Consider the following 24170-nt stretch of genomic DNA (forward strand, 5'->3'; position numbering starts at 1 on the left):
ATGCAAAAGACCCCCGGACAAATCGCGCGCACGGTACCCGTGCCGTCCTTCCTTTCGCGCCTGATTCGGCGCGCCTTTCCCGGGGGGGCACCCGGCTTGCGAGCCGCGGACCCACCCGCCAAGCCCCGTACGCTGGCGCCGAGGCGACGGGCGTACGAGCTTGAGGCCATCGACCCGCGACTGCTGCTGTCCGGATCGGTGAGCTTCAACGTGGGAACGGGCACGCTGACCGCCGAACTCCACAACGGAGCCGATGCCCTGGTCTTGGTCCAGCAGGCGGCGGCCAACACGGTGAACGTCAGCATCGGCGGCACCGATTTCGGGCCGTTCAGCGGTTTCAGCCAGGTGGTCATCACGGGCTCGGGCGACGACGACCTCATCACCCTGCAATTCAACGGCAGCGCCTGGGGCGCCGGCATCAGCATCCTCGGCGGCGATGGCGATGACCTGTTGAGCTTCGACGGTGCCTTGGTCCTGGGCGGCAACGGCTTGTTCGCCGATGCGGAAGAGATTCGTTCCCTGGGCACGATCGGCGGTGCCGGGTCGGTCAGTCTGACCGCCGTCGGCGCGGACGACGCCACAGTGCTGGTCAGCGGCTCCATCCAGGCCAGTGGGGCTGTGGTGCTGTCGGCGCAGGCCGGCAAGACCGTGGCGCTGGCTGATTTCGCGCCGTACACGGCCACGTCCGTCGCCACCGTGGATGTGGTGGGCGCAGGCACGGTCATCACCGGTGCCAGCGTGGCCGTGACCGCGCTGAACACGGTGCAAATCACGGCAGCACTCACGAGCACACTGCCCGCCTCGCTTTCGGTATCGCAGGCGAACACCACGCGCGCCGCGCTTTCGGGCGGCGCCTCGGTGGCGTCGGGTGCTGCCACGATGATCTCGGCCGTCGACGATTCCACCGTGGCGGTCGCGCTGGGTTCGACAGCGTTTCTGGGCTTCGACTTCGGTGCCCTGACGTCCACCATCTCGCTGAACCGCACGACCAGCGCGACGGTGGATGGCGCAGGCGTCGGCACGCTGGCCGGCGCGGGCCCGGTCACGGTCGAGGCCCGCAACGAAGGTGGCATCACCGCCGCCGCCACGGCCGGCCTGGTGGGCACCGTGCTCAACAACAGCACCGACACCGCGACGGCGCGCGTGGCGACCGCCAGCGTGGGCAGCAGCGGCACGCCGGTGGGCAGCCTGGCCGTGCGCGCCACCAATGCCGCAAGCAGCGAGGCCACCGGCAAGGTCGCCAGCAACACCATCGGCGGCGCCACGACCGCCGTGGTCACGGACAGCAGCGTCTTCGCCGGCGGCGCGGGCGGCATCGTCGTCAGCGCCACCGACAGCGTATCGGCCAGCGCGCATTCGACGCCGGTGGCGCTCGATGTCAGTCTGCTCGTCGCCGACCTCGATGTGGGGCTGGCCGTGGCGCGCAACGTGGTGAACCGCGTGACCGAGGCCCGGGTCACCGACGCCACGCTCGACGCCGTGGCGGGCGACATCGTGATCGAGGCCGCGAGCGAACGCACGCTGGCCGCCGAAGCCGAGTCCATGGCGATCTCGGGCGAAACCTTGTTGCCGACGTTCGTCTCCGTCGGCGTCGCCGGCCTGTTCAGTGAGAACCGCGTGCGCGGCGACGTGCTGGCCGGCGCCAGCGGTAGCGTGCTCGCGGCCGGTGGCGATGTGCAGGTGCAGGCCGGTGACCGCTCGACCATCGATGCCAAGAGCGAACTGGCGGCCACGGCGGCCACCAGCGAGCTGACGATCTTCGGCGCCGCCGGGGCCGCCGGCGTCTCGATCGCGCTCAACACCATCGGCTGGGACACGGCCTCGGTCGGCGCCGCGTTGGGCGGTGACCTGCTCAGCGCGCTGCTGGGCACCGACTTCGGCCTCAACAGCGCAGACCCGCTGGACGTGCAGGCCACCCTGGTCGATACCGATGCCAGCGCGGGCGGTGGGCTGACGCTGCTGGCCACGTCGGCCCCGCAGATCAACGCCACCGTCAGCAACGCGGCCGAGAGCACGGCCTCGTCGCTGTTCGGCGCGCGTGGCGGCGCGGCCGGTGGCATCCTGGCCAGCAACCGGCTGAACGGCGGAGCCGTGGCCACCATCACCCGAGGGGACATCGATGCCGGCGGCACGCTGACCGTGCAGGCCGAGAACCTGGCGGGCGTGTACGCGAACGCGAAGGTCGTCTCCAGTGCGATCACCACGAACGACGGTGGCGCCGAATTCGCGCGCGGCGTCGTCGCCGCGCTGGTGCCCGATTTCGACACCGATGACGGCGTGGTCGGCGTCAACGATGTCGATCCCCTTCTGCCGCCCGCCACGCTGTTCGGCATCAAGGTGCGTGTCGAGGATGGCTACGCCAACGGCGGCGAGGAGGGCAGGGTCTACCGTTACCTGGGCACTGCAGCCAGCCTGGACCTGGCGGCGGCCGACTACAGCGACCTGGACTTCTGGAAGGAAGAGCTGGCCACCAGCCTGATCCCGGCCGGCTTCAACGTCAGCGCCAGCAATTCGGTGGCGGTGGGCGGCATGGTCGTCTTCAACGACGTGCGCAGCAGCGCCCGGGCCGGTATCACCGACGCGCAGGTGCAGGCAGGTGACGTGACCGTGCGCGCCATCGCGCAGGGCGTGGTCGTGGCCACGGCCGACAACACCAGCGTGTCGTCGGGCGGCAGCTCCTACAGCGGTGGCGGCACCTCGGTGGCGGCCAACGGCACCATCGCCACCAACAACGTGACCGGTGGCGCCGAAGCCTTCGTCACGGACAGCGCGCTGACCGCGACTGGCGACGTGGCCCTGCAGTCGTCGAACGCGTCCGCCATCAGCGCCAACGTGCAGAGCGCGGTGACATCGGCCGGCCAGGCCGTGGGCGTGCTGCTGGCCTTCAACGCCGTCGGCCACGCGCCGACCAACCTGCTGTTCAACGCGCTCGATGCCTTGATCGCCCTGCCGCTGGGTGCCGAGACGCCCAGCCAGGCGCTGGTCACCGTCACCAACAGCGCCATCAATGCCGGCGGCGCCATCACGCTCGACGCCGAGAACACCTCCGCCATCACAGCCATCGTCGGCAACGAGGCCACCTCGCTGTCCGAGGCGATGTTCGGCGCCTCGGCCATGAGCGCCACCGGCGTGCTGGCCAGCAACAAGGTCAGCAGCCGTACGCGGGCCGAGGTGGTCGAGACCGTTCCCGCCGCCGGCCGCGCGCTGGTGGCCGGCGACACGATCACGCTGAGCGCCGACGACCACGCCACCATCGACGCCAGCACCAGCGTCGGCACCTCGGCCAGGAAGGTCAACCTGCTGGGCACCGGCCTGCTCAACAGCGCGGTTGATTCGCTGCTGCGCGACTACCGCTACACCAACCTGTCGGGCACGCAGGCGCTGCAATTTGGCGATCTGGTGCGTCTGAGCGACAACCTGGGCAACCCCGCGCTGAACAGCAAAGTCGTGCAGTACATGGGGCAGGCCGCGCCGGTGGACCTGGGCGCGCAGACCTACACCGATTTCGAACACTGGAAGCTGCTGGACGACACCAACGCCGTGCCCACGGCCGTAGCGTCCGCATTGATCAAGTCCTTCGGGCTGGACAACGGCGCCTCCGAAGCTTTCTACGGCCTCATGACGCGCAACGAGGTCAAGGCCGATGTGGCCGCCCGGGTCAGTGGCGCAGCGCTGACGGCTGCGGCCGACATCGTGCTGCACGCCGCCGAGCGGGCCGGCATCCGCGCCGACGACTCCAGCGTGGTGGAGTCGCAGTCCGGCAACAAGGGTGGGGTGCTGGTCAACAACATGGTGCTGGCCCACGCGCTGGCCCAGGCCAGCAACAGCCGCGTGACCAGCACGGGCGGCAACGTGGCGCTCGAAGCGACGAACGAGGCGTCGCTCGCGGCCATCTCCGACACCCGCTCGGCCAGCAAGTCCGATTCGGTCGGCGTCGTCGTCGCCCTCAACACGCTGGGCTGGGCGCCCACCAACCTGCTGTTCGCCGCCATCGACGCCCTGCTGGGCGACAACCTCATCACCGACGAGCAACCTGCCGGTGCCACTGCACGCATCACCGGCTCGCAGGTCACCGCGGGCGACGACGTCACGGTAGACGCCGTCTCCAGCGCGCAGATCACCGCCACCGTCGGCAACGAGCAGCGCTCCACCGCCCTCAACGAATTCGTCGTCAAGGCCAAGTTCGGCGCCAACGGCATGGCGGCCGGCGGCATGCTGGCGAGCAACAAAGTCAGCAGCGCGGCCACGGCCGTGATCGAGAACCCGACCGGCACCGGCGTGCTGGCCGGTGGCGGTGTGCGCGTGCATGCCGAGGATGCCAGCGGCATCACCAGCACCAGCAGCCTGGTGACCTCGGCCGTGACGGCCAACAACCTCGATGCGGTCAAGCAGATCCTGGCCGGCGTCATCGACAACGGCTACCAGTTCACCACCGCCAGCGGCAGCCAGCAGCTGGCGAGCGGCCTGCGCGTGCGGCTGGGCACGGCCTATGCCGGCGGCGGCATCGGCGGCGAGGTCTACGAATTCGTCGGCGCCGCGCCCGCCACCGTGAACCTGGGCACGGCCAACTACAGCAATCTGTCGCAGTGGCAGAAGGTGGCCAAGAACGACGCCGGCCTGCTGGCCAGCTTCCCCAACATCGGCAACCTCACCAACTCCGACGCCAAGGCCTTCGGCGCGCTGGTCGTGCTCAACGATGTGCGCAGCGCCGTGCTGGCCGAGATCCGCGGCGCCGTGGTGCGCGCCACCACCGGCGACATCGCCGTCCACGCCCAGGCCGCTGCCGATCTCGTGGCCGTGGCGCAGGTCAACGTCGAAGCCTCGGGCGGCAGCGCCTACGGCACCGGCACCGTGGTGGCCGGTGGCGGCCAGGCCGTCACCAACCGGGTGCAGAGCGCGGTCGATGCGCGCGTGCGCAACAGCACGCTTACCGCCACGGCGGGCGACGTGCGCGTCGAGGGCCTCAACACCTCCAACTTCTACGCCACGGTGATGAGCGCCGCCAACACCGGCGACACCGGCGTGGCCGTGACGCTGGCCTTCAACAGCGTCGGCTGGGAATCGCAGAACCTGCTGTTCAACACCATCGACGCCTTGATCGGCCGCCCGGTGGGGGACTTCGACCACGCATTCGGCGATGTGGTCGACCCGCTGGACCCGGGCGACCGCGTCAAGGTCGGCACCGAGGTCTACCGCTTCCTCGACGCCCGCACCAGCTTCACCACCCAGGCGCAGTGGGACGCCGAAGACTTCAGCGACACCTCGCGTTGGGCAGCGGTCGAGTTCTCGCCCTTCGGCGGCGAGAACCCGGCGCGTGTCAGCGCCACGGTGCTGGACAGCGCGCTGCGGGCCGGCGGCGACATCGTCGTCAGTGCCGACAACCAGGCCTTCATCGAAGCGGACATGAGCAACGCCGCCACGTCGGCCGCCGGCGCGCTGGTCAACGCCACCGGCAAGGCTTTCGGCGGCATCCTCGCGAGCAACAAGGTGGCCACTGCGGCCGAGGCCTGGATCGACTACACGCCTGCCCTCGGCGCCGATGTGGATGTGCAGGCGGGAGGCGCGGTCACCGTGCAGGCCCAGGACAACGCCGGCATCTACGCCACCGTCACGGTCGTCACCGCGTCGGCCACCAAGAACGACGCTGGCCTGAGCGTCGCCTCCACGCTGTTCGAGCAGCAGATCCCGGTTGACTGGACGAGCGACGAAGCTGGCGCCAAGCCCGTGGCCTTCGGCGATCTGGTGCTGCTGGCCGACGATTTCGCCAGCGCCGACTTCTCCAGCGACGACGGCGCCGTGGCCCTGGCCACCGGCGACCTGGTGCAGGTCGAGGCCGGCTATGCCGACGCCACTTTCACTTCCGATTCCGGCATCCGCCTGCTGCGCAGCGGCGATGTGGTGCTGCTGGCCGACGACTACGATCCTTCGCGCGGCGACGGCGGCGCGCTGTACCGCTTCGTCGGCATCGGCGCGCGCGGGCTGCGTGTCGACCTGGGCACGGCCGACTACACCGACACCGACCGCTGGCAGGCCATCGGCGGCGACGCCGACACGGTCTACGAATACCTGGGCGCCGCCGGCAGCCTGGACCTGGCGCTGCAGGACTACAGCGACGACACCCTGTGGCGTGCCATTGCCGGCAGCGCAGGCGACATCTACGCCTACATGGGCGAGGACGCCAGCCTCGTGTTCGCCGCGCAGGACTTCGGCGACATCGGCCTGTGGAAGCTGCTGCCCGCGACGCAGGCCATCCCCAGCGGACTGAACTTCACGCCGTCCGATTCCATCGCCGTCGGCGGCCTGGTGGTGCTGAACGACGTGCGCAGTGATGTGCAGGCCTATGTGCACGATGCCCGCGTCGAGGCCGGTGGCACGGTCTCGGTGCTGGCCGTCGAGTCGGCCGTCATCCGCGCGGAGAACGACGCCGCCGTGTCCTCCTCCGGTGGCGACGTGTTCGGCAAGGGCCAGTCGGTGGCCGCCAGCGCGGTGGTCGCCACCAACGTCGTGCAGGCCACGGCCGATGCCTCCGTCGAGCGCAGCCGCCTGGGCACCGACGGTGACATCGCGGTCGAAGCGTTCAACACCGCCCAGATCGACGCCACCACGCGGGCGGCCTCCACCTCGGGCGCCAATTCGGCCGCTTTTCTGCTGGCCTTCAACAGCGTCGGCTACGAAGCGCAGAACGTGCTGTACAACGCCATCGACACCCTGATCGGTGCCTCGTACCTGGCGACCGAAACCCCGGCGCATGCCCACGCCTGGCTGCTGGACACACAGGTCGACGCGGCGGGCGGCCTGTCCGTCGTGGCCGAATCTGCCGCCCACATCAACGCGCTGGTCACCAACGACGCCACCTCGTACCCGGCCGCCTTCTTCGGCGCAGCGGGCATGAGCGCCAGCGGCATCCTGGCCAGCAACCGCGTCAGCAGCTCGGCCTCGGCCACCATCGACTACAGCAGCGCCATCGACGCCGCTGTGGACGTGCAGACCGGCGGCGCAGTCGAAGTGCGCGCCGCGGACGACGCGCTGATCGATGCCGAAACGCGAATGTACGCGGAGGTCGCGCCGGCCAACGACGCCGGCTCCGGCATCCTGAACAACCTCGTCGGCCTGATCCAGGACGACTACGCTTACACCAGCGCCTCGGGCGTGCGCGACCTGCAGTTCGGCGACCGCGTGCGCGTGGTGGACGACACCGTGTTCGCCGCCACCTACGAGGCCGATGGCAGCGAAGCCATCGAGACCCTGACCGCCGGCGACGTGGTGCTGCTGACCGACGACTACGGCGGCGACTTCGGCAGCGCCGGCAGCCGCTACCAGTACCTTGGGGCCACCGGCAGCTTCAACCTGGCGACCCAGAAGTACAACGACGCCACCAAGTGGGTCGAGGTCGGCGGCACCTACCAGTTCATGGGCTCGAACGCGGTCGGCGTCGCCACCGACCTGGCCACCACCGACTACACCGACTTCGGCCTGTGGAAGCGGCTGAACCCGGCCAACCTGATCACCGAATCGACCGTCTACGCCGCGCTGAACGTGGTGGGCACGATCATGGGCAAGGAAGGCCTGGCGGGTGATTCGCAGAGCTTCTACGGCCTCATCGACCTGAACGACGTGCGCAGCCGTGTGGTCGCCTCCATCACCGACGCCCGCATCGCAGCCGGCAGCGATGTCGCCATCACCGCGCTGGAGAGCGCCCGCATCAGCGCCGTGGAAGACAGCTATGTCGTGCCGTGGACGGGCCGCGGCGGCATCATCGCCACCAACCTGGTGCTCAGCGAATCCCGTGCCTTTGCGGACGACAGCGCCATCCAGACCGACGCCAGCCTGGCCGTGCTGGCGGAGAACCTCTCGCTGATCGACGCCAGCACCACCAGCAAGGTCGAGGCCTGGGACTCGGCCACGGCCGTGGTGGCCTTCAACTCGGTGGGCTGGAAGGCGCAGAACATCCTGTTCAATGCGGTCGATACGCTGCTCGGCGACCCGCTGATCTCGTCGGCCTTCAATGGCCAGCAGCCGGCCCTGGTCGAGGCCTTCCTGCGCGACACCACGGTCACTGCAGCCGGCGACATCGGCGTCACGGCGCTGTCCACCGCGCAGATCAACGCCTACGTCGGCAACGAGAACATCTCCGAGGCGGCGCTGGACATCGTCATCCCCGGCGCGATGGAAGACGCCAGCAGCGTGGCCGGTGGCGGCGTGCTGGCCAGCAACAAGGTCAGCAGCAGCGCCAGTGCGTACATCGTCTTCACCGGTGCGGCGGGCAGCATCACGGCCGGCGGCGCCATCACCGTGGAGGCCGAAGACAACGCCGGCATCACCAGCGACAGCGTCGTCATCCAGAAGGCGCTGACCAGCAACACGCTGGCCGGCGTGGTGGACCAGATCGAAGCCCTGTTGCCCGGCGACATCGACTACACGACCGAATCCGGCACCGTGGCGCTGGCTGCCGGCCAGCAGGTGCGCGTGGGCCCCGGCGACGGCACGCAGGGCGACGTGGGCGCGGTCTACCGCTACATCGGCCCGGTCGACGCCACCACAGGGCTCAGCGCGCCGATCGACCTGGACGCCACCATCTTCAAGCCCGGCCCCGGCCTCGACGGCCAGGGCAACCCGCTGCCCAACCCGCTCTGGCAGAAGCTGGTGGCCGGCGCCGACAACCTGGACGACCTGTACCCCAACATCGGCAACCTGACCGCATCGGACGCCACGGCGGTCGGCATCCTGGTCGTCATGAACGACGTGCGCAGCGCTGTCGAGGCCTTCGTCGACAACGCGGCATTGCAGGCGGCCGCGCCGGTCGTCGTGGCCTACGCGGTGGCGGGCGGCGCGCAGGCCGTGGCGCTGGAGACGCGGCAGCGTGTGCGCGGCGCCGACGGCAGCGTCTACGAATTCCTGGTCGAGAGTGGCGAGACCGATCTGGGCGACGAAGACTTCGCCGACGGCACGCGCTGGCGCGTGGTCGAGGCCGTCAACGTGCGCGCGCACGAAACGGCCTTCATCCAATCCACCGCGACCAGCACGGTCGAGGCCTCGGGCGGCAGCTTCCTGGGTGCCGGCACGGTGCTGGCCGTCAACGGCCAGGTGGTGACCAACATCGTGCTGAGCCGTGCCGAGGCGTATGTGGCCGACAGCACCATCACCACCACGGCCGCGGGCGTGGTGGTCGAGGCCGACAACGTGTCCACGGTGGATGCGACGCTGCTGGCCTCCACCGCCACCGGCGACACCGGCGTGGGCATCTCGCTGGCCTTCAACAGCATCGGCTGGCAGTCGCAGAACTTCCTGTTCAACGCGCTCGACACCATCATCGGCCGGCCCACCGACAGCTACGACTACGAAAGCACCGAGCAGGTGCCCGCGCTGGACGTCGGCGACCGCGTGAAAGACATGGCCAGCGGCGACATCTACTGGTGGCGTGGCGATGGCCAGGCCGATGCGCAGTACACCGTCCAGAGCCGACCGACCGCCCTGAACGCGGGCGACCAGGTGCGGCTGTACGCCGACATCCTCGCCGCCGATGGCACGACGGTGCTGGCCCCCGCCGGCGTGTACACCTACGCCGGCCCGGCGCTGGCCAGCGAAGCCGGCATCGACCTCAAGGCGCAGAACTACGGCTCTGCGGCCTGGCAACTGCAGCCGGCCGGCCCGGCGATCGACCTGTCCGATTCACTGCAGAACCAGCCGGCGCAATGGGCCAAGGTCGTCAACCCCTTCGCCAACGAAGCGCCGGCCTTGGTGCGGGCCCACATCACCGATTCGGCCGTGGACGCGGCGGGCGACATCGCCGTGCGCGCCACCTCGCAGGCGCAGATCAACGCCACCGTCAGCAACGCCGCCGAGTCCAATGCCGCAGCCCTGAAGGGCGCCACGGGCAAGAGCATTGGCGCGGTCGTGGCCAGCAACAAGGTCAGCAGCGATGCAGAGGCCTTCATCGATGGCGACGATGCCGAGACCATCTCGTCCGGCGGCACGGTCACGGTCTTCGCGCGCGACAACGCCGGCATCTACGCCAACAGCAAGATCGTCGCGTCCTCCATCACCACCAACGACGGTGGCGCGGCGGTGCTGCAAGAGACGCTGAACGACTTCCAGCACGCCGACCACCAGAGCAGCGAAGGGACAGTCACGCTCGAATTCGGCGAACGCGTGCGCCTGGCCGATGGCTTCGGCACGCCCGACTACAGCAGCGGCGACGGCAGCGCGACGATCACCACTGGCGACAAGGTCGCAGTAGCCGAGGGCTATGACAGCGCGCGCTTCACCAATGAATCGGGCCGGCGCCTGATCGTCACCGGCGACACGGTGCAGCTGGCCGAGGGCTACGACACCGCCAGCATCGGTACCGCCGGCGACAAGACCGTCACGCTGACGCACGGTCAGTTCGTGCAGTTCACCGCCGACCACAGCACCACCGGTGCCGACGGCGATGAGCAGTTGGTCGAGCTGAAGACCGGCGACTTCGTGCGCCATGTGGTCATGGGCAACGCGGCGGACGGGCAGGACGGCCAGATCGTCACCGAATACGTCTACCGCTACCTCGGCGCCGACGCCGAAGTCGACATCGAGCTGCAGGCCTATGGCACGAGCCCGAGCTGGCAGCGCGTGGAGGGCGAACTGAACGCCGTCTACGCCTGGCGCGGCGCCACCGGCACCACCATCGGCCAGGCAGCGCAAGACTTCAGCGACACCAGCGCGTGGCAAGCGGTGGCCGGTGGCATCTACACCTACACCGGCCCCGGCGGTGCAGGCCTGCGGCTGGACCTGGGCGCGCAGGACTACGGCGACACCAGCCTGTGGACCCGCATCGGCGGCACGGCGGCCTCGGTCTACGTCTACATCGGCGCCAACCCGCTGGCCACCGACCTGGCCCTGGTCGACTATGCCGACACCGCGCTGTGGCGCGAGCTGGGCGCGGCCGGCGCCATCTACGAATGGCTGGGCACGACGATGCAGGTCGAGCTGAACGACCCGACCAGCGCCAGCTTCATCGACTACACCGATCTGGACTACTGGAAGGAAGTGCTGGTCACCAAGATCATCCCCACCGGCTACAACGTCAGCGAATCGGACGCCATGGGCATCGGTGGCATGGTGGTGCTGAACGACGTGCGCAGCGATGTGGACGCCTACGTCGTCGATGCTGTCATCGACGCCGCGGCGCTGGACGTCACGGCCGACGAGACCGCCGTGATCCGCGCCACCGCCGACAGTGCCGCCGTGGCGTCGGGCGGCAGCGCCTTCGGCAAGGGCAGCGTCATCGCCGTGAACGGCACCATCGCCACCAATCTGGTGCTCAGCTCGGCCCGTGCCACGGTGGACAGCAGCACCGTCACGGTGGGCGGTGACATGGCCGTGGCCGCCAGCAACGTCTCGGTGATCGATGCGGTGACGCAAAGCTCCACCACCAGCGGCGACAAGGGCGTCAGCGTCACGCTGGCCTTCAATACCGTCGGCTGGGAGCCGCAGAACGTGCTGTTCAACGCGCTGGACACGTTGATCGGCCCGTTCGACTACGACTACCGCTCTGACGAGATCAGCGAGAACGGCCTGAAGAGCGGCGACCTGGTGCAGGACGTGGACAGCGCCGGCAACGACGTGTTCCGCTACATCGGCAGCGACCTGGCCGGCCCGGTCGACCTGGCCAGCCAGAACTTTGCCGACACCGCGCGCTGGGAGGCCACGCTCAAGGTCTTCGCGGCCGAGCGCCCGGCCGAAGTGCGGGCCACCGTGAGCGACACCGTGCTGGCGGTCGGCGACGACCTGTCCGTCACCGCTTACACCGAAGCGGCCATCGACGCCACCGTGGGCAACGAGGCCACCTCGGCCGCCGTGGCGCTTGCCGGTGCCAACGCACTGGCCGTGGGCATCGTGCTGTCCAAGAACATGGTCAGCAGCGACACGCGGGCCGAGATCACGGGCATTGCCGCGCTGGCCGATCCGGCTGCCAACCATGTGGGCGGGGACGTGACGGTCAGCGCCGAGGATGCGGCCCTGGTCCGCGCCGACACCAGCGTGAAGGCGCTCGCGTCGGTCGTCAACGACTACGGCATCAGCGTGGCCGTGGGCGCACTGCGCAGCCTCATCAGCGACTACCAGTTCACCTCCAACTCCGGCACGCAGGGCCTGGAGGCGGGCGCTCTGGTGCGGGTCGCCAGCACCTATGCCGATCCCGATTTCGCCGGGGTCACGATGCAGTACCTGGGCGACCCGGCCGACCTGGACCCCACCGCCCCCGACATGGTCGACCTGGGCACCACCGACTATGCGGACACCACGCTGTGGGCCAGGCGCACGCTGTTCGGGCAGGACCTCGAATCGACGCTGGATTTCCTGACCTCGCTGATCCCCACCAACCTCAGCGGCGGCGAGGCCAATGCCTCGGCCGGGCTGGTGGTGCGCAACGACGTGCGCGGCCGGGCCGATGCGCGCATCGACGGCTCGACGCTGACCATCGGCGGCGGCCTCGCGCTGACCGCGCTGGAGACAGCCACCATCACCGCGGCCAACCTCAGCACGGTGGCGGCCCAGGGCTCCAACAAGGGCGTGAACTTCAACGGCGTGATCGCTGCCAACCTGGTGCTCAGCGAGGCCAGCGCGGTGGTCCAGTCCAGTGACATCACCACGCGCAGCGGCGACGTGGTGCTCGATGCGCAGAACACCTCGGCCATCGACGCCACGGTCACCTCCAGCATCACGGCCAAGGGCGTCAACATCGGCGCCACGCTGGCCTTCAACACCGTGGGCTATGCGTCGCAGAACCTGCTGTTCGACCTGGCCGACACCTTGTTCGGGCTGGGGCTGGCCGACCGCGATCCGGCGCAGGTGCGCGCGCAGATCCTCGACTCCGACGTGCGCGCGGGCGGCGACATCCGGCTCTCGGCCGTGTCGGACGCGGCCATCACCTCGACCATCGAGAACAGCGTGCTGGCGATCTCCAAGCCGGGCATCAGCACGAATGCCGTGCGCAACATCTCGGTGGCCGCCACGCTGGCGCTGAACCGGGTGGCCACGCAGGTGCGCGCCGGCATCGAGGGCACGAGCCTGGTGCGGGCCGCCGGCGACATCTCCATCCTGGGCAGCGACGAGGCCACCATCGACGCGCTGGTGGGGGTCAGCTCGATGTCGATCTCGCTGGTGCCGCTGGCCAGCGAGGCGACCACGATCTCGGTGGGCCTGAGCGTCGCGCGCAACGAGATCGACACCGACATGGTGGTGGCGGTCGATGACGTGAACGCGCTCACGGCCCAGGGCGGCGCCGTCGACGTGCGCGCCGAAGAAGTCGCGGCCATCGACGCCACCTCCACCGCGACCGCCATCTCGGCGGCGGCGTCCGCCAAGGGCGACACGCTGGCCGTGTCCGGCGGCGGGGCCACGGCGGTCAACAGCATCGGCGGGCAGGTCCTGGCCTTCATCCGCGACAGCGCCGTCACCGCCACCGCAGCGGCCGACGGCAGCGGCGGCACCATCGGCGTGCTGGCCGTCAACAGCGCCGAGATCGACGCGCTGGTGCGGGCCATCGCCATCGCGGCGGCCGTCAGCTTCAAGGGCTCGGCCCCGGCCGTGGCCGTGGGCGTGTCCATCGCGCGCAACCGCATCGGCTGGACCGAGTACGGCGGCGCCGATCCGATGGACGTGATGGCCTTCGTCGAGGACAGCGACGGCGATGGCGACACGCGCGTCGTGGCCGACCATGGCATCACCGTCTCGGTCGTCTCCAGCAGCCGCATCGGCGCGGTGGTCGATGCGGCGGCGGTGGCGCTGTCCATGTCCACCGGCTCCAGCGCGCTGGCCGCCACCGGCGCCGGCGTGTGGACCGACAACAGCATGGCCGCCAATGTCCATGCCTTCATCGACGGCGCGAGCCTGGTCGATACCGGCGACGGCGACCTGAACGTCACGGCAGACGACACCTCCACCATCGTGGCCGACGCGCGTGCCGCCTCGGTCGCGGCGGCGCTGTCGCTCAACAGCGCCGTCAGCGTGGCCATCGGCGCGTCGCTGGCATTCAACACCATCGACAACGACATCCGGGCCTCCATCAGCGATGTGCCCAGCATCCTGACCAGCGACACCGCGGCCGGTGGCGTGGTCACGCGCGGCGACATCACGGTGCGCGCCACCGACGCCGCCACCATCGACGCCCTGGTCGTGGCCGCTTCCGTGTCGGTGGCGCTGGGCGGTGGCGGCACCGGCGTGGCGATTGCCGGCGGCGCGGCCGTGGCGCAGAACGTGGTGCTGACCTCGGCCAACGCCGCGATCCTGGACAGCGCCGTCGGTACCGCTACGCAAACGGTGGGCGCGGTCGATGTGGTGGCGGCCAGCACCTCGCGCATCGACGCGCTGGTCGGCGCGGCGGCTGCCGCCATCGGCGTGGGGTCGAGCAACGGCATCGGCGTGGCGCTGGGCGTGGCCGTGGCGCGCAACTTCATCGGCTGGGAACAGTTGCAGATGGATGGCGACTTCACCACCGCCGCCGGGCTGGCCCAGGGCCAGAGCCTGGCGACCGGCGACACCGTGAAGATCAGCAGCGGCGCCCGCGCGGGCGATGTCTACGAGTACCTGGGCCCGACGCGGACCCAGCCCGTCGCCACGCTGCACACCGCCATGGCCGGCCTGCAAACGGTCGCGCCCGGTGCCGTCGTCGCCATCCGGCCCGGCTTCCAGCCCGGCGTCGGCACTGCGGACGGCAACGTCGGCAGCCTCTACAAGTACGTGGGCGACACCAGCCTCACCAACGTGGCGCTGGCCAACACCGACTTCACCACCGGCCAATGGCAGGAGGTGTGGATCGACCTGGCCACGCAGGACTATGGGGACCGCACGGTCTGGAAGCAGGTCGACCTGGGCGCCTCGGCGACCGAGGTGCACGCCGTCATCGAGGGTTCGAGCATCCACGCCTTCGGCGCGTTGACGGTGGATGCTGAAGGCCAGCACAGCATCGAGGCGAGGGTCGTCGCGGCTGCAGCCGCCCTGGGCGGTGGTGGCACCACTGGCGTGGCCATCAGCGGCGCCGGGGTCTATGCCGAGAACCGCATCAACGCCAGCGTCAAGGCCCTCATCGACGGCGATGGCGACAACACCGCCACCGACGGCATCAACGCCGCCAGCGTGACGGTCAGCGCGGTGGATGCCTCGGGCATCGACGCGATTGCCGGGGCCGCCGCACTGGCCGCCTCGCTGGGCGGCACAGCCGGCGTGTCGGTCGCCATCGGCCTGTCCATCGCGCTGAACGAGGTCGACAGCGACGTGGTGGCCGCCATCCAGAACGCCGACCAGGGCGTCAAGACCACGGTGGGCGGGGTGGACGTGCACGCCCGCTCCGACGGGCTCAAGCTGTTCGACATCAGCCCCGCGCTGACGGCGGCGCTGTTGGACGACGCCGCCCTGGCCGACAAGGACGTGGAGCAGCAGCACTCGGGCAACACCAACGACGAAGCGGTGCTGGACGCGCTGCAGGACGCCGCCACACTGGCGACGTTGCGCGCGGCCATGAACACGGCGCTGGTCGCTAACGGCATGGACGTGCTGGCCGTGGAGGACACGGTGGCCACTGCCGCCACCTACCTGACCACCGACGGCGTGCAGACGGTCAACCAGGGCACGACGGTCAAGGTGGTCGGGGGCGCAAGCTTCGGCACCGAGGGCCGGGTCTACCGCTACATCGGCGTGCCCGACCTGGTGGGAGTCGACCTGGCGACCGTCAACTACACCGGCGCCGGCTGGATGCTGGTGGACAAGCTGGTGGTCAACACCCTGGTCGAAGGCCAGAGCTGGACGCTGGTCGCCCCCGATGGCCAGACTTTCGTGCTGGAGCGCACCAGCGCCGCCGGCCAGCCGCTCACGCTCTCCATCCACAAGAACACCATCAACGCCATCTCGGCGGCGGCTGCCCTGTCCATCGGCCTGGGCGGCACGGCCGGCATCGCGGTGAGCGGCGCGGGTGCCGTGGCACAGAACGTGATCGTGGGCGGCACGCTGGCCCTGGTGCAGGATGTGCGGCTGATCGACAGCCTGGGCGCGGTGACGCTGGAGGCCACGAGCGCGGCCGACATTTCGTCCACGGTGGCCGCGCTGTCGGCAGCGGTGGGTGTGGGCGGCACGGCCGGCATCGGCGCGTCCATCGGCATCGCCGTGGCGCAGAACTTCATCGGCTGGCAGCCCGGAGCCGGCAGCGCCTCGCCCCTGCAGGTGCATGCCTTGCTGACCGACACGGCGGTGACGACACCGGCCGCGCTGACGCTGGATGCGAGCGCCGAGCAGACGATCCAGTCGCTGGTCGTCGCCGGCTCGGTCGCCATCGGCGCATCCGGCACCGTGGGCCTGGCGATTGCCGGCTCGGGCGTGTACGCGGAGAACCGCATCGGCGTGGACGTGCAGAGCGCCATCGACGGGGCCGGTGTCGCCAGCACGGCGATCCGCGCGGCCAGTGTGACGGTGGACGCCGACAACGACGCCTCCATCCATGCGCTGGCGGGCGCGGCCTCGGTGGCTGCAGCCTTCGGCGGCACCGTGGGCGTGGCCGTGTCCATCGGCCTGGGCCTGGCGCGCAACACCATCGATTCGCAGGTCCAGGCCGGCATCGAGGGCGCCGAGGTGGACACCACCGCCGCGTCGGCGGGCCACATCATCGTCACCGCCACCGACAGCGGCGTGATCGACGCCGTGGCCTTCGCGGCCTCGGTGGCGCTGGCCGTAGGCGGCACCGTGGGCGTGGGCGTGAGCGGCGCAGGCGCTTGGGCCGAGAACATCATCACCGGCGGCGTGCAGGCCGATGTTGCCGCCAGCGACCTGAACGCGCTGAATGGCAGGGTGCAGGTCACGGCCGACAACACCTCGGCCATCGACGCCTCCATCATCGCCGCCTCGGTCGGCGTGGGCGTGGGGGCTGCGGGCGCCGGTGTGGGTGCCTCCATCGGCATCGCGCTGGCGCGCAACCTGATCGGCGCGTCCAAGCTGGACAACGTGGCCGGCATCGACCACCAGTCCACCGACAGCGCGATCACCGTGCTGAAGGGCGACCGCGTGCGCGTGGCGGCCGGCGTGCGCCAGGGCGATGTCTACGAATACCTGGGCGACAACTACACCGTGCGCAGCGACTACGACGCGGCCGTGGACGCCACGCAGACCGTCAAGAAGGGCGAGCGTGTGCTCATCGGCGGCAAGGTCTACGAGCGGCTGGGCGACGACATGGTGGCCGACGCCAACCTGCTGGCCATCGACTACGACAGCGAACTGGACACCAACGGCACGCCGGAGACCGACGACGACAAGCGCAACTGGGCGCAGATCACGGCCCTGGCGCAGGACTATGGCGACCCCGACCTGTGGCGCCTGGTCAGCGTGCAGAACGATGCGCTGCAGGTGCACGCCTCCATCATCGACACGCCGGTCTTCGCGGGCGACACGCTGCGGGTCGAGGCGACGGGCGACCAGTCCATCGACGCGCTGGTGTTCGCGGGTTCGGTGGCCGTGGCGGGCGGGCTGTACGCCGGCATCGCTGTCAGCGGCGCCGGTGCCGTGGCCGACAACCGCGTCAACACCGATGTGGCCGCCGTCATCGACGGCAACGACACCACGAACTCGCTGGTCCGTGCCGATGCGGTCTCGGTGCTCGCCTCCGACGCATCGACCATCCACGCCGACACCGCCGCCGCATCGGTCGCGGCCGGCTTCGGCATCGTCGGCGCCTCGCTGTCGATCGGCCTCTCGCTGGCCAGCAACACGGTGGACAGCCGGGTCGAAGCGTCCGTCACCGACGCCAACGTCACCGCCAGCCTGGGTGCCATCACCATCAGTGCTGACGAGACTGCCTCCATCGACGCGCTGTCCGTCGCGGCCTCGCTGGCGGTCGGCGGCGGCCTGGGCGGCCTGGCCATCAGCGGCGCCGGTGCCGTGGCTGACAACATCAGCCTGGGCGGGGCGCAGGCCTTCGCCCGCGACAGCAGCCTCACGGCCACGCTGGGCGACATCGCCATCACGGCCGACAACAGCTCCACCATCGAGGCCGAGATCGCCGCCGCGACGGCCGCCATCGGCGCCGGTGGGGTGGGCGTGGGTGTCTCCATCGGCGTCGCCGTGGCGCGCAACTTCATCGGCGAGCGGCTGGACGGCACGCAGGCACCGGTGCAGGTGCACGCCTATGCGCTCGACACGCCTCTGATCGGGGGCGGCAACCTGATGGTGCAGGCCACCTCGGAGCAGGAGGTGGACGCGCTGGTGCTGGCGATCTCGGTGGGCGTCGGCGCGGGCGCCGGTGCCGGCCTGGCCGCCAGCGGCTCGGGCGTCTACACCGCCAACCGCATCGCGGTCGACACGCAGGCCTTCATCGACGGCAGCGGCAGCACCATCGTCAGCGCCGACCACATTGGCGTGCATGCGCAGGACACCTCGACCATCACCGCCGATGCGGCGGCGGCCTCGCTGGCGCTGTCGTTCGGCGTCGTCGGCGTCTCGATCTCGGTCGGCGTCACGCTGGCCTCCAACAGTGTGGACAGCGATGTCGTCGCCTACATCGCCGACGCCTTGGCCACGGCCACGCTCGACGACGTGGACGCCGCCACGCCCACGCTGGAGATCTCGGCACAGACCGATGCCGGCATCCACGCCGTGGCAGCAGCGGCCTCGGCCGCAGCGGGCTTCGGCGCCGGTGGCATCGGCATCAGCGGTGCCGGCGCCTGGGCCGACAACCAGATCCGCGGCGGGACGCAGGCCTATGCCGATGGCGCCCGCCTGACCAGCACGCTGGGCTCGGTGGCGATCACGGCCGACAACGACTCGGCCATCGACGCCAAGATCATCGCTGCCACCGTGGGCGTGGGCGTGGGTGGGGTCGGCGTGGGTGCGTCCATCGGCGTGGCGCTGGCGCGCAACTGGATCGGCCATGCGGCCGACGACACCGTGGTGGCCGACCACCGCTCCGGCGACAACGTGCTGGTGCTGGCCACCGGCAAGAAGGTGCTGATCGAGCGCGGCGTGCGCGCCGGCGACATCTACGAATACCTGGGCCCGACCATCACGCTCACGGCCGACCACCAGGCCAGCGCCACCTCGGCCAACGTGGCCCAGGGCGACACCGTGATGTCCGCCGGCCGGCTGTACGAGCGCGTGGGCGCCTCGCTCAGCGGCGCCAACCTCACGACCATCGACTTCGAGACCACGACCGGCTGGGTGCCGGTGAGCGCGTTGCAGTCCGACTACGCCAACCCCGACCTGTGGCGGCTGGTCAACGTCGACCGGCAACCGATGGTCGTCAAAGCCTATGCCGAAGACACCTCGATCAGCGCCGCGAAGACGCTGGACATCGAGGCCACGGCCACGCTGGACGTGGACGCCCTGGTGCTGGCCGGCTCGGTCGCGCTGTCGGGCGGTGCGCTGGCCGGCAGCCTGAGCGGCGCCGGCGCCGCCAGCGACAACCGCATCGCGGTCGACGTTGCGGCCTTCATCGACGGCGTCAACGCCACCACGACCACCATCACCGCCACTGCCATCGACGTGAAGGCGGCCGACCGCTCGGTCATCCTGGCCGACACGGCTGCCGCCTCGCTGGCCGGCTCGTTCGGGCTGGGCGGGCTGTCGGTGGCCATCGGCGTGGCGATTGCCGGCAACAGCATCGACAACGACGTCACGGCCTACATGGCGGACGCCAAGGCCACGGCCCGCACCGGCGACATCACCATCGAGGCCGTCGAGAACGCCAAGATCGACGCCTTCGCGATTGCGGCTGCCGTGACGGTCAGCCTCAATCTGATCGGCGGCGGCCTCTCGGGCGCCGGTGCCGTGGCCGACAACAGCATCGGCGGCAAGGTCAACGCCTACGCGCTCAACGCCGACCTCACCAGCACCGTGGGTGATGTGATCGTCCACGCCGAGAACACCTCTGCCATCCACGCCGAGATCGACGGCATCGCCATCGCGGCGGTGGCCAGCCTGTTCGCGGGAGCCGGCCTGTCCATCGGCGTGGCCATCGCGCGCAATGACATCGGCTGGGACGACCGCATCGACCACCTGTCCGATGAATCGGTGGCCACGCTGGCCGCCGGCACCGTGGTGCGGGTGGTGGACGGCATGGACGCCGGCACGCTCTACCAGTACAACGGTGCCACGCTGACCGATGGCGATGCCGCCACGGCCGGCACGCAGCCCATCGCGCTGGCGCAGCAGAATTTCGCGAACCCCAGCCTGTGGACCCGGCTCGACTCGGCCACGCTGGACGTGCAGGCGTACACGCAGAACACCGCCGTCAGCGCCGGCGGCGACTTCGAGGTCACCGCCAAGTCCGACCAGGACATCGACAGCGCGGTGCTGGCCTTCTCGGCCGCCGTGGTGGGCAGCCTGGGCTTCTCGGCCACGGGCGCGGGCTCGGGCGCCTCGGCCGTCAACCGCAGCGCGGCCAACGTGCGCGCGCGCATCGACGGCGACCGGGGTGCGGGCATCTCGGCCGACACCGTGACCGTGTGGGCCAGCGATGTCTCGACCATCGACGCCGACGTGGCGGCCGGGTCCATCGCGGCCTCCATCGCCCCAGCCGGCTTTGCCGTCGCCGTGGCCGTGTCGCTGGCCGAGAACCAGATCCAGAACACGGTGCAGGCCGGCATCGCCAACACGCTGTCGGTGCAGGCGAGCGTGGGCGACATCCGGGTCGATGCCGACGAGGACGCGACGATCAAGTCCAAGTCCATCGCCGCCGCGGCGGCCATCGCCGTCGGCCCGGCCTTCGCCGGTTCGGGCGCCGAGGCGCGCAACACCATCCGCAACACGGCCGAAGCCTTCATGCTGAACGCCAAGGGCGTGCAGGCGGCCGGCGCGGTGTTCGTGGATGCCGACGACACCGCCGCCATCGAGGCCACCATCGTCGCCAGCGCACTGGCCGGTGCCGGCGTGGCGGTGGGCGTGTCGATCGCCGAGAACACGGTCGCCAACAACGTGCTGGCCTCCGTGCGCGGGGGCTCGCATGTCACCGCGCTCGGCGGCAACATCGATGTCACGGCCGACGAGATGCTGGTGGATGCGCTCGGCAACCCGACCGTCAAGAGCACCAGCGTGGCGGTTGCCATCGCGGCCGGCCTGTCGGGCGCGGGTGGTGAATCGGTGCTGACCATCGGCGGGCGCACCGCCGCCTACGTCGATGCGTCCACCCTGATCGCTGCGGGCGACAAGATCACGATCACCGGCACCTCGACCATCGAGGTCGCGCCCACCACCACGGCCGTGGCCGGGGGCATCGGCTCGGTGGCGGCCGTCACGTCCACCTCCGACATCGGCGGGCGCACGCAGGCCTACGCCACCGGCGGCTCCAGCATCACGGCGGCGAACGTCGACATCCTGGCCACCTCGCTCAACACGGCCAACGCCACCGTGACGGGTGCGGCTGTGGCACTGGTGGGCGTGACCGTGGTCCTGGCCTCCACCGAGGTCAGCCGCGACACCGATGCCTTTGTCGGCGACGGCGGCAGCATCACCGCCACCGGCGGCACGGTCAAGATCAAGGCCGACAGCACGTCGACGGCCGATGGCGCGACCACCGGCCTGTCGTTCGGCGCCGTGGCCATCACCGCGCTGGAAGACCGCGCCACCGTCAGCGGCCGCACCTTTGCCGGCATCGGCGCCAACGGCAATGTGAACACCGGCGTGCTGACAGTCGAAGCCAAATCGGTCAACACCGCCATCTCGGACCCGACCGCCGCCGCCATCGGCATCGCCGGTGGTGCCGGCCTCAACGCCAAGGCCCTGATCGCGGCCAGCGCCGCTACCGACGCCCATGTCGGCTCGAACGCGCAGATCAGGACCACCGGCCTCTTCAAGGTCGAAGCCACCGCCACCAACACCGCCACGGCCGAGGCTGGCGGCGGGGCCGGCGGCCTGCTGTCGGGCGTGGTCATCCTGAGTGACGCGGAAGTCGCAGGCGGCACCAGCGCCCGCATGGACGGCGATGTGCTGGCCTCGTCCGGCGTCACCGTCAAGGCCTTCGGTACCAACCAGGCCGTGGCCGACACGTTGTCTGTCGCCGTGGGCGCGGGCGGTCTGAGCGGCGCGGGCAGCGTGGCCGACGTCAGCGCCGGTGCGCGCGTGGAGGCCATCATCGGCAGCGACGGCAGCGTGGAATCGACCGGCGACCTGATGGTCGAGGCCGATGGCGACAACGATGCGCTCGCCACGTCGGTCAACGGCTCGGGCGGCATCGTGGCCATCAGCGGCTCGTCGCTGGCGGCCAGGATCGCCGCATCGGTCGAGGCCCGGCTGGACGGCGATGTAGGAAGCGCCAACCGCGTCACCGTGGACGCCACCGGCGACAACAACGCCGATGCCGAATCGCTGGTGATCACCATCGGCCTGGCGGCCGGTGGCGGCGCCGATGCCTATGCCGAGGTGACGGACCAGGCCGATGTCACGGCGGCCGTGGGCGCCACGTCGCAGATCGGCGTGCCGGGCAAGATCGTCGAGGTGCTGGCCACGGGCACGAACCGGGCCGATGCCACGGCCAACGGCGGCGGTGGCGGCGGCCTCACGGTGCTGGCGATGCTGCCCACGGCCAAGGTCGGCGGGGCGGTGCTGGCGCAGTTCGACGGCGACCTCGTGGAGGGCGATGTCGCGCTCGGCGCCGTGGGCGCAGCCCAACTGGACGTGAAGGCCGACGGCGAAAACAAGGCGACCACCACCGTCAAGCTGGTCGGCATCTCGGTGCTGGGCACTGGCGGCGGGGCCGAGGCCAGGTCCGAGATCACCAGCGCGGCCGATGTCGAGGCGCGCGTGGGCAACACGGCCACCATCGCCACCACGGGCGCGGTGACGGTGGACGCCCGCTTGAAGGGCGACAAGAACCTCGCCAAGGCCGAAGCCTTCGTGCTGACCGGCGGCGCCTTCGCGGCGGTATCGGCGCTGGTGGCGGATGCGCGCATCGGCGGCGCGGTCACGGCCGACATGTCGGGCGACATCGTCGGCTCGGGCGCGGTCACGGTCGAAGCCGACGGCGGCAACCGGGCCGAGACCGACACCACGGTCGGATCGTTCGCACTGGGCGCAGGCTCGGGCTCGGGCACCGAGGCCGAGATCACCAGCGATGCCGATGTCACGGCCTCGGTGGGCACGGACGGCAGCGTGGTCACCACCAACGCGCTGACCGTCAAGGCCACGGGCGACAACGATGCGGTGTCCGATTCCGATGGCGGCTCGGGTGGCCTGGTAGGCGTCACGGTGCTGCTGATCGAAGCCAAGGTCGGCGGTGCGGTGCTGGCAAAAATCGACGGCGACGTGGGCGATGCCGGTGCCGTGACGGTCGAGGCCATCGGCAACAACCTGGCAGACGCCACGGCGCTGGCCATCGCGGTCGGCCTGGGCGCCGGTGCGGGTGCCTCGGCCGTGGCCAACGTGAGCAGCGACGCCACGGTGGACGCCCTGGTGGGCGCGGATGCGGTCATCACCGCGCCGGGCGCTGCCGTGCAGGTGCTGGCGACCGGCACCAACAAGGCCGACGCAGACGCCGTGGGCGGCGTGGGCGGCGGTGTGTCGGTGGCCGTGATGGAGCCGACCGCGACGGTCAGCGGCCGCACCACGGCCGCCTTCAACGGGGTGCTCACCGATGGGGCCGTCGATGCGGCCTCGCTGACGGTGCAGGCCAAGGGCGAGAACGTCGCCGACGCGCAGGCCGACATCACCAACATCTCCATCCTGGGGGCAGGCTCCAGGGCCGCAGCGCTGGCCACGGTGGCGGCCAGTGCCGACATCGAGGCCAAGGTCGGCTCGGCCGCGCGCATCGCCACCAGCGGCGCGGTCACCGTGGACGCGCACCACCAGGGCCAGAAGAACAAGGCCACGGCGCTGGTGCAGGGCCTGTCCTTCGGCGGTCTGGCCTCTGTCTCGGTCATGAACGCCGACACCAACGTGTCCGGCGGTGTGACGGCGCAGCTCGACGGCGAGGTGCTCGACGCCTCGAACGTCACGGTGGAGGCCGACGGCCGCAGCCTGGCCGATGCCGACACCACGGTGGCGGGCTTCAGTGCGCTGGTGTCGTTTGCCGGGGCCCAGACCAAGGCCACGGTGGGCACGTCGGCCGATGTGGTCGCCGGCGTCGGGTCCACTGCGACGATTGCCACCGACGGCGCGCTGGTGGTCGAGGCCACTTCGGACCACGATGCCGATGCCAAGTCGGACGCCGCCACCGGCGCCTTGAT

1 protein-coding gene (cut by a window edge) is annotated in these 24170 nt (G+C 70.5%); it reads left to right on the forward strand.

Annotated features, from left to right (window positions below; all coding sequences use genetic code 11):
- Positions 1–24170: the 5' portion of a hypothetical protein gene (locus AC099J_RS16250; protein WP_479616315.1), read on the forward strand. Its footprint extends 16924 nt past the window's final position; only the first 24170 of its 41094 coding nucleotides appear in the window; the start codon lies at positions 1–3; its stop codon lies beyond the right edge, outside the window.

This window comes from Rhodoferax sp. RT4P68 (assembly GCF_056521305.1).